Origin of the sequence: Tabrizicola sp. M-4 (genome assembly GCF_051132405.1) — a bacterium.
In the GTDB taxonomy this organism is placed as follows: Bacteria; Pseudomonadota; Alphaproteobacteria; order Rhodobacterales; family Rhodobacteraceae; genus Paragemmobacter.
The window spans coordinates 572442-585435 of record NZ_CP128606.1; the positions used below are offsets into that span (position 1 = coordinate 572442).

Consider the following 12994-nt stretch of genomic DNA (forward strand, 5'->3'; position numbering starts at 1 on the left):
GAGGCCCCGGATCTGGTCCGGGGCGGGGTTTTCAGCCCACGATCCGGTTGACGTGGCCCATCTTGCGGCCCGGTCGCGCCTCGGCCTTGCCGTAGAGGTGGAGGGCGGCGTTTTTCTCGCGCGCGATGGCGGGGACGCGGAGGATGTCGTCGCCGATGAGGTTCTCCATCACCACGTCGGAATGGCGCGAGCCGTCGCCCAAGGGCCAGCCCGCCACGGCGCGGATGTGCTGTTCGAACTGGTCCACGGCGCAGCCGTTCTGGGTCCAGTGGCCGGAGTTGTGCACGCGGGGGGCGATCTCGTTCACGATCAGCCCCGCGCGGGTGACGAAGAGTTCGACGCCCATGACGCCCACGTAATCCAGCGCGTTGAGGATGCGGGCGGCGAGGAGGATGGCGTCGGTTCTTTGTGACGGGGAGAGGCGGGCGGGGATGGTGGTGGTCGACAGGATGCCGTCCTTGTGGACGTTCTCGCCGGGGTCGTAGCAGGCGACCGATCCGTCGGTGCCGCGGGCGGCGATGACGCTGACTTCGTGGGAGAAGTCGATGAAGCCTTCGAGGACGGCGGGGGCGCCTTGCATCTGCGCCAGCGCGGTTTCGGCGTCGGCGGGGGATTTCAGGCGGGCCTGCCCCTTGCCGTCATAGCCGAGCCGGGTGGTCTTCAGGATGGCGGGGGTGCCGATCTTCGTGATGGCGTGGTGAAGGTCGTCGAGATTGTTCACCGCCGCATAGGGGGCGGTGGTGAGGCCGAGCCCGGTCAGGAAGTCCTTTTCCGCGATGCGGTCTTGGCTCACGGCCAGCGCGCGGCGGTTGGGGCGGATGGGATGGGTTTTCTCCAGCACGTCCAGCGCGGCGGTGGGGATGTTCTCGAATTCGTAGGTGACGACGTCCACCGATGCGGCGAAGCGGGCGAGGGCTTCGAGGTCGTCATAGGGGGCGGTTGTCACGCGGTCGGCGACATGGGCGGCGGGTGGGTTGGCGGCTGGTTCGTAGATGTGCGTCTTGAACCCAAGGCGGGAGGCGGCGACCGACAGCATGCGGCCAAGTTGCCCGCCACCGAGGATGCCGATGGTGGAGCCGGTGGGGAGGGTGTCAGTCATCGGAAGGTTCATCCGGGATGGAGGCCGACAGTGCATCGCGCCATGCATCGAGTTTGGCGGCAAGTGCGGCGTCGGAGAGGGCGAGGATGCCCGCGGCCATGAGGCCCGCATTGGCGGCCCCCGCCGCGCCGATGGCCATGGTGGCCACGGGGAAGCCCTTGGGCATCTGGACGATGGAATAGAGGCTGTCGATGCCCGACAGGGCCTTGGTCTGGACGGGGACGCCAATGACGGGGATGCGGGTTTTGGAGGCCATCATACCGGGCAGGTGCGCCGCGCCGCCCGCGCCTGCGATGATGACCTTGAGCCCACGTTCGGCGGCGGTCTTGCCGTAGGTCCAGAGCCTGTCAGGCGTGCGATGGGCCGAGACGATCTTGGCCTCGTAGCCGATGCCCAGTTCTTCGAGGATGGTGGCGGCCTCTTTCATCGTGGCCCAATCAGATTGGGACCCCATGATGATTCCAACGTCGATGGCCATGCGCGCCCCCGTGAAATGCGGATGCGGCGGGTATAGTGGATTGCGGCGTGGGGGCAAGCGGGCGATGCGTGCGGGGGCCGCACCGCCCTGCGGTCAGGCGATGATGTCGGGGATGAGCTGATCTTCCAGCTTCACGATCTGATCCTTCAGCGCGAGCTTCTGCTTCTTGAGGCGGCGCAGGGTGAGCTGGTCCGGACGACCGGCGGTTTCGAGGGCGTGGATCGCCTCGTCGAGATCGCGATGCTCGCGCTTGAGCACTTCCAGACGGACGCGGAGCATGTCTTCGAAGTTCATTTCGCTGGGCGCGTTCATGGCCTGGCCTTTTGGCGGGAGTGGCTTCTTGGTCCTGTCGATCAATATAGTGATTCTCTGCCGCCGCGTGAAGGAATCTGTCGGAAAAACGCAGAAATCCGCATGGGTTGGGGTTTGCGGGGATGCGATGGCAGGGGGCTTGCGGCGGGCCGGGGCGCGCCCCATATTTCAGGGGCTGGCGGTTGCCGTGATCGGGGCCGCCGGGAATGTCGCTTTGACGAAGGACATGACCGATGACGAAACTGACCTTTGGGACGCATCCCTTCCTGCTTGGGTTCGAGCAGTTGGAACGGCTGGTGGAACGCACCGCCAAATCCTCGGAAGGTTATCCCCCCTTCAACATCGAGGCCACTTCGGAAAACGCCTATCGCATCACGCTTGCGGTGGCGGGGTTCCGGGAAGAGGACCTTGCGATCACGGTGGAGGACCGCCAGCTTGTCGTGCGCGGACGTCAGGCCGAGGAAACGGGCGAGCGCGTCTATCTGCACCGTGGCATCGCCAGCCGCGCCTTCCAGCGCAGTTTCGTGCTGGCTGACGGGGTGGAGGTGGCCGGGGCCAGCATGGAGCATGGGCTTCTGCATATCGACCTGAAGCGGGCGGTGCCGGAAACGGTGGTGCAGACGATTGCCATTTCTTCGCGCAGCGGTCGGAAATGAGGTGATGTCATGGATGTGAAATTCGATGGAATTCCCGAAGGCGGGTCGCGGATCGTCTATGTGCGGCCTGTGAAGGTGGCGGACCTGCCTGCGGAAGTGCAGGCCCATGCCGGCGGGTTGGAGACGATCTACGCGCTGCATGATGCGGCGGGCGGCGACCGGCTGGCATTGGTGCGCGACAGGGCGCTGGCCTTTGCCTTGGCGCGGCAGAACGACATGGCGCCGGTGAACGTGCATTGATCCGGCGCGGGGCGCGCAGGGTCAACGGCGGTTCGGTCCGCGTGATCAGCAGGCCCCAGCCTGCTGAGCGCCATAGGCGGCCTCGCTCCGGGTGAATTTGTCGCCCGCGTCCGAGGAAAGCTGGTCGATCAGGCCGTTGCAGGAAAAGCCCATCAGTTGCAGGTAGAGTTCGGCGGCCCGGACGGCCTGCTGGTTCCAGTCGACGGACAGGCTGTCGACGGCGATGGTGGCATCGGCCCGGTCGTATCCGTCCCCGTAGGATGACGAGAGTTGGTCGATCAGGCCATTGCGGGAAAAACCCTTGAAGCTGAGGTAGTTTTCGGCGGAGCGCACGGCATTCCTTTGCGGGCCGGTCAGATCCTGCGCTGAGGCGGAGGCGGTGGTCAGGACCGTGATCAGGAGCGCAGGCAGAAGGGGATGGGGCGATATCTTCATGGGGACAGCCGTCTTTCAATGAATTTGGGGGCCGTTCGGCCCGAGAAGGCTTTGAGGGTTCCCCCGATCGGGGGCGGCTTTCAAGTGGTTTCCTTGGTTTTCCTGTTGCGCAGGATCAGCAAGTTCTCCGAGGCTTGCCCGGCGACGGGATGAAAGCCGAGCCGCGCATCGAAGTCGCGCGATGTGGCAAGGTCCGTCACGGCAAGGCTGACAGAAAACGCGCCAAGGTTGTTGGTGCATCCCTTGTGCCCGTGGGACGGTCTGCGCGGAAGGATAGGGCCGATGGGTAGCTGCACCAAATCCTTTCGGCGCGGAAAAAAAATAAGGCCCCAGCTTGCGCGGGGCCTTATGGTGAGTGTCGGGTGTAGGGCGGGGTTCACCCCGCCACAGATCAGGCCTTGATCAGGCCCATGCTTTCCAGTTTCAGGATCACCTGCTGGGCGCAGTAATCCACGTCGGTGCCTTCGGTATCCACGCGGAGTTCCGGCTTTTCCGGGGCCTCGTAGGGGTCGGAGATCCCGGTGAATTCCTTGATCTTGCCTTCGCGCGCCAGTTTGTAGAGGCCCTTGCGGTCGCGGCGTTCACATTCCTCGATGCTGGTCGCGACATGGACTTCGATGAAGGCGCCGAAGCTTTCGATCATCTCGCGCACGGCACGGCGGGTGGCGGTGTAGGGCGCGATGGGCGCGCAGATGGCGATGCCGCCGTTCTTGGTGATTTCACTCGCCACATAGCCGATGCGGCGGATGTTGATGTCGCGGTGTTCTTTCGAGAAGCCGAGTTCTGACGACAGGTGCTTGCGCACCACGTCACCGTCCAGAAGCGTGACGGGGCGACCGCCCATCTCCATCAGCTTGACCATCAGGGCGTTGGCGATGGTGGATTTGCCCGAACCGGAGAGGCCGGTGAAGAACACCGTGAAGCCCTGCTTGGACCGGGGCGGGGAAGTGCGGCGGAGTTCCTGCACCACCTGCGGGAAAGAGAACCAATCCGGGATTTCCAGCCCTTCGCGCAGGCGGCGGCGCAGTTCGGTGCCGGAGATGTCGAGGACGGTGGAGCCTTCCGGCACCTCGTCCACTGGGTAATACTGGGCCTTTTCCTGAACATAGACCATCTGTTTGAAATCGACCATCTCTATGCCGATTTCCTTTTGATGCTTTGCCACCAGTTCCTGCGCGGCATAGGGATCGTAGAAATCCTTGCCCTGGCTGTTCTTGCCCGGACCGGCGTGATCGCGGCCCACGATGAAATGGGTCAGGCCGTGGTTCTTGCGGATGATGGCGTGCCACAGCGCCTCGCGCGGGCCGCCCATGCGCATGGCGAGGTTGAGGAGCGAGAGGTGGGTGGTCGCGGCGGGATACTGGTCCAGCACCGCCTCATAGCAGCGGACGCGGGTGAAGTGGTCCACGTCGCCCGGTTTGGTCATGCCGACGACGGGGTGGATCAGGAGGTTGGCTTCGGCTTCCTTGGCCGCGCGGAAGGTCAGTTCCTGATGCGCGCGGTGGAGCGGGTTGCGGGTCTGGAAGGCGACGATGCGGCGCCAGCCCATCTTGCGGAAGAAGGCGCGGAGTTCGTTCGGTGTGTCGCGGCGGGCGCGGAAGTCGTAGTGGACAGGCTGCTGGATGCCGGTGATCGGGCCGCCGAGATAGACGGGGCCTGCGACGTTGTGCAGGTAGTTCACGGCAGGATGGGCGAGGTCGTCGGCGCCGAAGACCTTTTCCGCCTCGTTCGCCTTGTTGGGCGTCCACTTGTCGGTGATGGACAGGATGGCGAGGATGACGCCTTCCTGATCGCGCAGCGCGATGTCCTGACCGGGGGCGACCTTGTCGGCGAAGGCTTGGCTGACATCCAGCGTCACCGGGATCGGCCAGAGCATGCCGTCGGCGGTGCGCATGTTTTCCACGGTGCCGTTGTAATCGGCTTCGGACTGGAAACCCTTGAGCGGGTGGAAGCCGCCATTCATCAGCAGTTCCAGATCGCAGATCTGGCGCGGGGTCAGATCCCAGGAGGGCAGGTTACCCGCCTCGTGCTTCAGCTTCTGGGCGGATTCATGCGAGACGTAGAGTTCGGGGATCGGGGCGGTGTTGGACAGCGTCATCGGAAACGGGCCTCTGGTGGGTGTTCTTGGGCGGGAACGGCCCCGCCTGTCGCGGCGCGCTTTACGCCTTTGGCGGACGGAATTCCAGCAAACAAGGGTTAATGCGAATGAATAGGGCAGAAATGCCGCGCTTTCTTTGCGTGCCGGAACGCTGTTCCGAAGGCGGGGCCAGATGGTGGAGGGCGTTTCGCGCCTCGCCCTTCGCTTGGGTCAGCGGATCCTGACGCAGGGTCCGCGCCGGTTTCTGACGCAGAAAACGGCGCCGGAATTTGTGTCAAATTCTGGCGAAATTTCTGCGTCAGAAATTTCCGGTTCAGTGCCCCGACAGCCAGCGTTCGGCATCGAGTGCCGCCATGCAGCCCATGCCGGCTGAGGTGACGGCCTGACGGTAGACATGGTCGGTCAGGTCGCCCGCCGCGAAGACGCCGGGGATGGAGGTGCGGGTGGTGCCCGGTTCGACCTTCACATAACCGCCATTGTGCAGTTCAAGCTGATCCTTGACCAGTTCGGAGGCGGGCGCATGGCCGATGGCCACGAAGAAGCCTGCGCAGGGGATGTCCTTCGTCGCACCCGTGTTCACGTCGCGGGCGCGGACGGCGGTGACGCCGAGGGGCGTTTCATCCCCGATCACCTCTTCCACGGTGTGGTTCCACAGGACTTCGACCTTGGGGTTCTTGAACAGGCGGTCCTGCATGATCTTTTCCGCGCGGAAACTGTCGCGGCGATGGATCACGGTGACCTTGGTCGCGAAGTTGGTCAGGAAAAGCGCCTCTTCCACCGCGGTGTTGCCGCCGCCGATGACCACCACTTCCTTGCCGCGATAGAAGAAGCCGTCGCAGGTGGCACAGGCGGAGACGCCGAAGCCCTTGAACTTTTCCTCCGAGGGCAGGCCAAGCCATTTGGCCTGCGCGCCGGTGGCAAGGATCACGGCATCGGCGGTGTAGACCGTGCCGCTGTCGGATTGCGCGGTGAAGGGGCGGTTCTGCAGGTCGAGCGAGGTTATGTAATCGGTGATCACCTCGGCCCCCATGGCGCGGGCGTGTTCCTCCATGCGGACCATCAGGTCGGGGCCCTGCACATGGGTGTCGCCGGGCCAGTTCTCCACCTCGGTGGTGATGGTGAGTTGGCCGCCGGGTTGCAGGCCCTGCACGAGGATCGGTTCCAGCATGGCGCGCGAGGCGTAGACGGCGGCGGTATAGCCTGCCGGACCCGAGCCGATGATCAGAACCTTGGTGTGCCGCGTGTTGCCCATCTTAACCCCCGCTTTCGGTTGGCCCCACGATATAGGCAAAGCCTGCGGCGGGGGGAAGGGCGTGGGATGCAGGGCGGGTTTGCGCGTTTCTTGACCGTTTGTTTGAAACGGAGGCGGTTTTTTCTTGCCTGATGTTGAAACAATATTGCGCGGACGGTGTCGCAGGCCTATCTAGCCGGAAATCCGGTATGCGACCATAGACCGGAACAGGGGACCAAAGCGCCATGGCCGGATCGAAGCTAGACCCGATCGACCGTCACATCCTTGCCGAGTTGCAGGCGGATGGGCGGATGACCAATGTGGAACTGGCAAGCCGCGTGGGCATTTCGGCCCCGCCCTGCCTGCGGCGGGTGCGGACGCTGGAAGAGGCGGGTTACATCAAGGGCTATCACGCCGATATCGACGCGCGGGAACTGGGCTTCGAGGTGCAGGTCTTTGCCATGGTGCGGTTGCAGAGTCAGGCCGAGGCGGACCTTTCGACCTTCGAGGAGCGCTGCCGCAATTGGCCGCTGGTCCGCGAATGCCACATGCTGAACGGCGAGATCGACTTCATCCTGAAATGCGTGGCGCCGGACCTGTCGTCGTTCCAGAGCTTCCTGACCGGGGAACTGCTGAAGGCCGAGAATGTGGCGACGGTGAAGACCAGCCTCGTGATCCGCTGCGCCAAGGATCAGCCGGGCGTGCCTTTCGATGTGCTCGAGGCGCGGCTGGCGCGCACGGCCTGAACCGGGGTTTCGGAATGGCAAAGGCCGGGCTGGGTGCCCGGCCTTTTGCGTTTGGGTGCCGACGGATCAGCGTGCGGCGATGGCCCGGGGCTTCATCGGGGCGGGGGCTGCGGGTTTCAGCGCCTCGGGGCGGCGGCGGGTGGCGCGCTGCCACGGCAGGGCGGGCTGCGGTTCGAGGCTGGCGGCGATTGCGGATTTGAGCCAGCGGCGTTCTTTCTTCATAGTCCCTCTCCGTCCTTGTCCGATGCGGGCCATGCTGCCCTGTTGAAGGCAAATCTGACGGGGCTTTGCGGCAGGGTTTTGGCCAAGGTTGCGGAAAGATGCGGGCCGCAGGCGCGGGATTGTTGCCGATTATGGCAATGAAGCCGGACCCGTTAATGACGTGCAAGATATTGAAATTGTTAGCGTGTTTCGCTTTGCGTGACAGTTCATGCGGATTGTTTCCGCAAATGCGACAATCCCATGGCGGCGGTCTGCCGGATTGTCGCCGCAATCAGAGCCGGATGGCCGAGATCAGGCGGCCGTAATCGGCCTCTCCGGCATGGGTGGTGCGGCGGTAGGAGAAGAATCGCTCCGAATCGCGATAGGTGCAGTGGCGCGTCCACTCGGCATGGCCAACCCCTGCTGCACGCAGGCGCGACAGGCCGAAGGCGGGCAGGTCGAAGAGATAGCGCCCGTTCTGGCCCGCGATGAAGAAGCGGGCATTGTCGCGGTCGTCATCGGTGAAGGCCTCGAAGAATTCGGGGCCGACTTCATAGGCGGATTGGCTGATGGTGGGGCCGATGACGGCGGCGATGTTCTCGCGCCGCGCGCCCAAGGCGACCATGGCATCGACCGTGGCCTCCAGCACGCCGTCGCGGGTGCCGCGCCATCCGGCATGGGCGGCACCGATGATGCGCGCCTCCGGATCGGCGAAGAGGACGGGTTGGCAATCCGCAGTCAGAACGCCAAGGGCGAGGCCCGGCACGGCGGTAACCATGGCATCGGCGCGGGGGCGTTCCGTCAGGGGTTCCGTGACATGGATCACGTCGGCGGAATGGACCTGATGGATGGAGAGGAGATGATCGGCAGGAACGCCCATCGCCTCGGCCACGCGGGCGCGGTTGATGGCCACCACCTCGGCTTGATCAGACGATCCGGGGCCGCAGTTCAGCCCCGCGAAGATGCCCGAAGAGGCCCCACCCTTTCGGGTGAAGAAGCCGTGGGGTACGGCCAGCGCATCGGAGGTGATCTTTTCAAGCATCTGGGGCGTCAAATCCGGGCGGGGGCGAAAGGGCGGGGGGATGGATGGCCAGCGCCTTGAACAGCGAACCCATTTCCCGGGCGTCGGTCAAGCGGTGATGCGCGGCAAGGTGGGATTGCAGCGCGGGGCCAGAGAGGGATTGCGCAAGCCGCGCGGCACGGGCGGCGATGCCGAGACGGTTCAGGAGGGTGCCCTGTTCCACCATGCGGCTGGCGCGGGCGGGGGCGGCGGCCTTTGCCAGCGCCTCGAAATCGACATGGGCGGTCAGGTCCGCCGCGCCGGGTTCCGCCAGCGGATCGGCGAAACGGTGGTCCTTCAGCGCCTGGAACGTATCCCCGCGCGCGCGCCAGTCGCCATAGTCGATGATCAGCGCCGCGCCACCGTGGCGGGCGATGATGGCACCGATGCGCGCCATGATGGGAGCTGCGGCGGGGCAGGTTTCCACGATGCCGCCGTCCGGCGTGTCGGTCAGGCGGTGTTCCAGCGCAGCAAGGGGGGCGGGGCAGGTGCGACCCAGCGTCAGCCGGCCCTCGGTCAGGCCCACGACGGTTTCGGCCCAGCCCCTGCCCTGCCGGGTGAACTGGCGGATGGGCAGGGCATCGAAGAATTCGTTGGCGATGAGGAAGAGCGGCGCCTCGGGCAGATCTTCGGCGGTGGCCGCCCAATTGACCGGATGGTCGCCCAAGGTGCGGCGCTGGATGGTGCGCAGGCTGGGGGAGGCCTCCACCAGCGTGACGCGGGCGGCGGCGTGAAAGCCGGGGACGGCGCGGGTGGCGCGCAGGATATCGGCCATCAGCGTGCCGCGTCCGGGGCCGAGTTCGGCAAGGGTGAAGGGGGCGGGGCTGCCCTGATCCAGCCAGCCTTGCGCAAGGCAGATGCCCATGAGTTCGCCGAACATCTGGCTGATCTCGGGCGCGGTGGTGAAATCGCCCCGCGCGCCGAAGGGATCGCGGGTGGCGTAATAGCCATGGTCCGGGTGCAGCAGGCAATCGGCCATGTATTCGGCCAGCGTCATCGGCCCAGAGGCGCGGATGCGCGCGGCCAGAAGGGCTGCGAGCGGTGTCATGCCGGGGCAGGCGATGCGGGGCGGGCGCGGGTGATGAACCACAGGCCCGCCACGATCATCGGCAGCGAAAGGATCTGCCCCATCGTCAGACCATAGCCGCCGATCTGCAGGGCAAGGCCCAGCGGGTTGCCTTCGGTGATGAACTGCGCATCGGGCTGGCGGAAGAATTCCACGAAGAAGCGCGCCGATCCGTAACCTGCGAAGAACAGTCCGGCCAGCCTGCCGGGGGTGGCCAGCCAGCCCTTGCGGTAGGCAAGGTAGAGCAGCGCCGCCAACAGGATCACGCCTTCCAGCGCGGCCTCGTAGAGTTGCGAGGGGTGGCGACCGCAAAGGCCCACGACGCCGGGGCAGGTCTGCGCGGCCTCGCCGGGGAAGGCCACGGCCCAAGGCATGGTCGTGGGGCGGCCCCAGAGTTCGGCATTGATGAAATTGGCGATGCGGCCAAGGCCGATGCCGATGGGGGCGACGATGGCCATGAGATCGGCCAGCGAGAGCATCGGGATGCGTTCCTTGCGGCAAAACCAGATGCCTGCCGCGACGACGCCGAGGAACCCGCCATGGAAGGACATGCCGCCTTCCCAGACCTTCAGGATCTGGCCGGGATACTGAAGGTAATAGCCGGGCTGGTAGAACAGCACGAAGCCCAGCCGCCCGCCCAGCACCACGCCAAGGATGACCCAGGTCAGCAGGCTTTCGACCTGCGCCGCCGTCATCGGCGCGCCCTGCGGCCAGAGCCGGGGTGTGGAGACCATCCGCGCCATCAGCTTCCAGCCCGCGACGAGGCCCACGATATAGGCCAGCGCATACCAGCGCAGCGCGAATGACATGCCGCCAATGTCGATGCGGAACAGTTCGGGCGAGAGGTCGGGGAAGGGAATGGGGGACATGCGGCTTCCTCTGGGGTGTCCTCTGGCGGCTGGCGGGGTTTTCCGGGGAAGGGGGCGGGAAGTCAACCGTCGGGCGGTGACGGTTGGGTGAGGTGCGGTGTGGCTTTCGCCGCTGCCGCGCCGTGATAGGGTGGGTCGGTGGTCACGGGGAGGTGGGACATGTTCGATCATCTGCGCAAGGCACCGTTCCATCTGGACGATGCGGGTGTGGATTGGGTGCGCGCCGAACTGGCCCGGCTGACGCCCGAGGAACGGGTGGGGCAGTTGTTCGTCCATATCTCCATGGGCGCGGACCCCGGCGAGGTGGCGCGTCTGGCGCGGCTGCAACCGGCGGGGATCACGCGGTTCTTCGGACCCGATGCCACGGCCGAGGTGGATTTCCTGACGGCGGCACGGGATGCGGTGCGCTTGCCGATGCTGGTCAGCGCCGATCTGGAAGGTTCGCGCATGAGCCTTGCCTTCGGGACCGAGGTGCCCAACCCGCTTGCTCTTGCCGCCGTGGATGATGTGGCGGCCACGACCGAGATTTCCGCGATCATGGCGACCGAGGCGCGGGCCATCGGGATCAACTGGTCCTTCACGCCGGTGATCGACATCAACGCGGCCTTCCGGTCGCCCATTGTGGCCACGCGCGGGTTCGGGTCGGATGTGGCCCGGATCGAGCGGCACGCGCTGGCGCAGATCGCGGCCTTTCAGGCGGCGGGGGTGGCCGCCACGGTGAAGCACTGGCCGGGCGAGGGGCATGACGACCGCGACCAGCATCTGGTGACGACGATCAACCCTCTGACGCTGGACGCGTGGGAGACGACGCATGGGCGGCTTTATCGCGCGGCCATCGACAGCGGCGTGATGTCGGTGATGTCGGCGCATATCGCCTTTCCCGCCTTTGCCGCCGCGATGGGGGCCGAGGGGGTGGAGATGTACCGCCCGGCTTCCGTTTCGCGCGCCCTGAACGAGGGTCTGTTGCGCGAGAGGCTGGGGTTCAACGGGGTGATCGTGTCGGATGCCACGCCCATGGCGGGCTTCGGCGCATGGGCCCCGCGCGAGATCATGCTGCCCGAGGTGATCGAGAACGGTTGCGACGTCATCCTTTTCTCGGACGATCCCGAGGGGGACCATGCCCTGATCGCCCGCGCCGTGGCCGAGGGGCGGATATCGGCGCGTCGGCACGAGGCGGCGCTGATCCGGGTGCTGGGCCTGAAGGCGGCGCTGGGCCTGCATCGGGGGCAACCCGCACTGGACCCTGCGGCCTTGGGGACGGAGGCCGCGCGCCGTGCCGCGCGGGCGGTAACGGCGCGGGCGCCGACCTTGGTGAAGGATGTGCAGGGCGTGATGCCCCTGTCGCCCGAACGGACGCGGCGGGTGCTGTTGGTTTCGGGGGGGATCGTGTCACCCCTGCACCGCGCGCCCTTCGCCTTCGACCTGCCCGACATGCTGGCGCGCGAGGGGTTCGAGGTCACGCTGCACCGGGCGGGCGAGCGGATCGATCCGGCGGACTGCGATCTGGTGCTGTATCTTTTCGGGGAAGAGACGCTGCTGACGCGCGGGCGCATCTTCCTTGATTGGGCGCGGGTGATGGGCGGGTTCGGCCCGTCGATGCAGAGGGTCTGGCATCAGGTGCCGGTGGTGATGATTTCCTTCGGCTATCCCTATCTGCTGTACGATGCGCCGAGGGCGCCCTGCATGGTGAATGCCTATGCCACCATGCCTTCGATGCAGGCGGCGGTGGTGGAATGCCTGATGGGCCGCGCGCCATGGCAGGGCGACAGTCCGGTGGATGCCTTCTGCGGGTTGCCTGACGCCCGATACTGACGCGGGGTTCTGACCTGTGCGTGATGCCGCAGGGGCGCAGGCTTGTGCCCGGAAGGCGCGGGGGCCATATAGGGGGCAAGGAAAAGGAGTGCCGCGATGCAGACGCGATCCAAGTTCTTCGACGACATGTCGCAACTGATGACCAATGCCATGGGCGTGGCGCAGGGCGCCAAGACCGAGGCGGAGACGGCGATGAAGGGTCTGGTCGACCGCTGGATGGCCGACCGCGATTTCGTGACGCGCGAGGAATTCGACGCCGTCCGCGCCATGGCCGTGAAGGCCCGCGAGGAGAACGCGGCGCTGGAGGCGCGTCTGGCCGTTCTGGAGGCGAAACTGGCAGGTGATGCGCCCAAGGCTGCGGGGAAGAAGAAGGCCGAGTGATCGGCCTCTCCGGATGATGCGGAAGCGGGCGGCCTTGGGCCGCCCTTTTTCTTTGCCGAACCTTCAGGTCTGCGAATTGCGACAGGTCACTGCGTGAGACGCGCACGGCAGAATGAAGTCTGCACCCTTGGGTTGAGCGGTCGTCATGGCCCGCTTTTGTCCACAGAAGATTTGCCCAGAAATCGCTTTACACACTTTCCCTCGTGCTTCACCATATCTAGTAAGGGCGACATCGGCGAACGCAGGAATTGGCAGGTCGCCCAGTCGCTTGTGGGGATGATCCCCTTCGGGGGCATCATAATGAGGCTTT

Annotated in this window: 15 protein-coding genes; 5 read left to right on the plus strand and 10 right to left on the minus strand. The window is 65.6% G+C overall.

All coding sequences use genetic code 11. The features are described from left to right. Positions 1-31: 31 nt before the first annotated feature. From TabM4_RS02865 to TabM4_RS02875, 3 genes are all read right to left on the minus strand, one after another. Entirely contained in the window at positions 32-1099 is a 1068-nt protein-coding gene (locus tag TabM4_RS02865; RefSeq protein WP_434618137.1) for a 5-(carboxyamino)imidazole ribonucleotide synthase, read from the minus strand. After that, positions 1092-1577: a 5-(carboxyamino)imidazole ribonucleotide mutase gene (gene purE / locus TabM4_RS02870; RefSeq protein WP_434618140.1), complete on the minus strand. Its 486-nt coding sequence runs from the start codon at positions 1575-1577 to the stop codon at positions 1092-1094. The genes TabM4_RS02865 and purE overlap by 8 nt, the downstream gene beginning before the upstream one ends. A 93-nt stretch (positions 1578-1670) precedes the next feature. Then, positions 1671-1889: a YdcH family protein gene (locus tag TabM4_RS02875; RefSeq protein WP_101919056.1), complete on the minus strand. Its 219-nt coding sequence runs from the start codon at positions 1887-1889 to the stop codon at positions 1671-1673. 233 nt (positions 1890-2122) lie between these two features. Between TabM4_RS02875 and TabM4_RS02880 the strand changes: the two genes are divergently transcribed. Continuing rightward, positions 2123-2545 carry an Hsp20 family protein gene (locus tag TabM4_RS02880; protein ID WP_434618143.1) on the plus strand — a complete coding sequence of 141 codons (423 nt, stop codon included), beginning with the start codon at positions 2123-2125 and terminating at the stop codon, positions 2543-2545. Between the two features lie 9 nt (positions 2546-2554). Then, a complete protein-coding gene (locus tag TabM4_RS02885; protein ID WP_434618146.1) occupies positions 2555-2785 on the plus strand; it encodes a DUF1150 family protein in 231 nt (76 codons plus the stop codon). A 45-nt stretch (positions 2786-2830) separates the two neighbouring features. Here the strand turns inward: TabM4_RS02885 and TabM4_RS02890 are convergent, their stop codons facing one another. From TabM4_RS02890 to trxB, 3 genes are all read right to left on the minus strand, one after another. Then, complete coding sequence (locus TabM4_RS02890) at positions 2831-3220, minus strand: Ltp family lipoprotein (RefSeq protein ID WP_434618149.1); 390 nt, start codon at positions 3218-3220, stop codon at positions 2831-2833. Between the two features lie 391 nt (positions 3221-3611). Continuing rightward, a complete protein-coding gene (locus tag TabM4_RS02895; protein WP_434618152.1) occupies positions 3612-5318 on the minus strand; it encodes a bifunctional sulfate adenylyltransferase/adenylylsulfate kinase in 1707 nt (568 codons plus the stop codon). 313 nt (positions 5319-5631) lie between these two features. Further along, positions 5632-6570 carry a thioredoxin-disulfide reductase gene (trxB, locus tag TabM4_RS02900; RefSeq protein WP_434618155.1) on the minus strand — a complete coding sequence of 313 codons (939 nt, stop codon included), beginning with the start codon at positions 6568-6570 and terminating at the stop codon, positions 5632-5634. Positions 6571-6794: 224 nt separating this feature from the next. Here trxB and TabM4_RS02905 point away from each other — a divergent pair, with 224 nt between their 5' ends. Further along, a complete protein-coding gene (locus TabM4_RS02905; protein ID WP_434618158.1) occupies positions 6795-7295 on the plus strand; it encodes an Lrp/AsnC family transcriptional regulator in 501 nt (166 codons plus the stop codon). Positions 7296-7361: 66 nt separating this feature from the next. Here TabM4_RS02905 and TabM4_RS02910 read toward each other — a convergent pair whose 3' ends face one another. The 4 genes from TabM4_RS02910 to lgt all read right to left on the minus strand — a co-directional run bounded on the left by TabM4_RS02910 (position 7362) and on the right by lgt (position 10491). Continuing rightward, positions 7362-7517, minus strand: a complete 156-nt coding sequence (locus tag TabM4_RS02910; protein ID WP_434618161.1) for a hypothetical protein — start codon at positions 7515-7517, stop codon at positions 7362-7364. Between the two features lie 271 nt (positions 7518-7788). Next, on the minus strand, positions 7789-8538 hold the full coding sequence (pgeF, locus tag TabM4_RS02915) for a peptidoglycan editing factor PgeF (protein WP_434618164.1): 750 nt from the start codon (positions 8536-8538) through the stop codon (positions 7789-7791). After that, positions 8531-9604: a class I SAM-dependent methyltransferase gene (locus TabM4_RS02920; protein WP_434618167.1), complete on the minus strand. Its 1074-nt coding sequence runs from the start codon at positions 9602-9604 to the stop codon at positions 8531-8533. Before TabM4_RS02920 ends, pgeF begins: the two co-directional genes overlap by 8 nt. Continuing rightward, positions 9601-10491 (minus strand): prolipoprotein diacylglyceryl transferase, encoded by an 891-nt coding sequence (gene lgt / locus TabM4_RS02925; protein ID WP_434618170.1) that lies wholly within the window; start codon positions 10489-10491, stop codon positions 9601-9603. Before lgt ends, TabM4_RS02920 begins: the two co-directional genes overlap by 4 nt. 159 nt (positions 10492-10650) lie before the next feature. Here lgt and TabM4_RS02930 point away from each other — a divergent pair, with 159 nt between their 5' ends. Both TabM4_RS02930 and TabM4_RS02935 read left to right on the plus strand, forming a co-directional pair. Continuing rightward, positions 10651-12303, plus strand: a complete 1653-nt coding sequence (locus TabM4_RS02930; protein ID WP_434618173.1) for a glycoside hydrolase family 3 N-terminal domain-containing protein — start codon at positions 10651-10653, stop codon at positions 12301-12303. Between the two features lie 96 nt (positions 12304-12399). After that, entirely contained in the window at positions 12400-12684 is a 285-nt protein-coding gene (locus TabM4_RS02935) for an accessory factor UbiK family protein (protein WP_434618176.1), read from the plus strand. Positions 12685-12994: the final 310 nt, after the last annotated feature.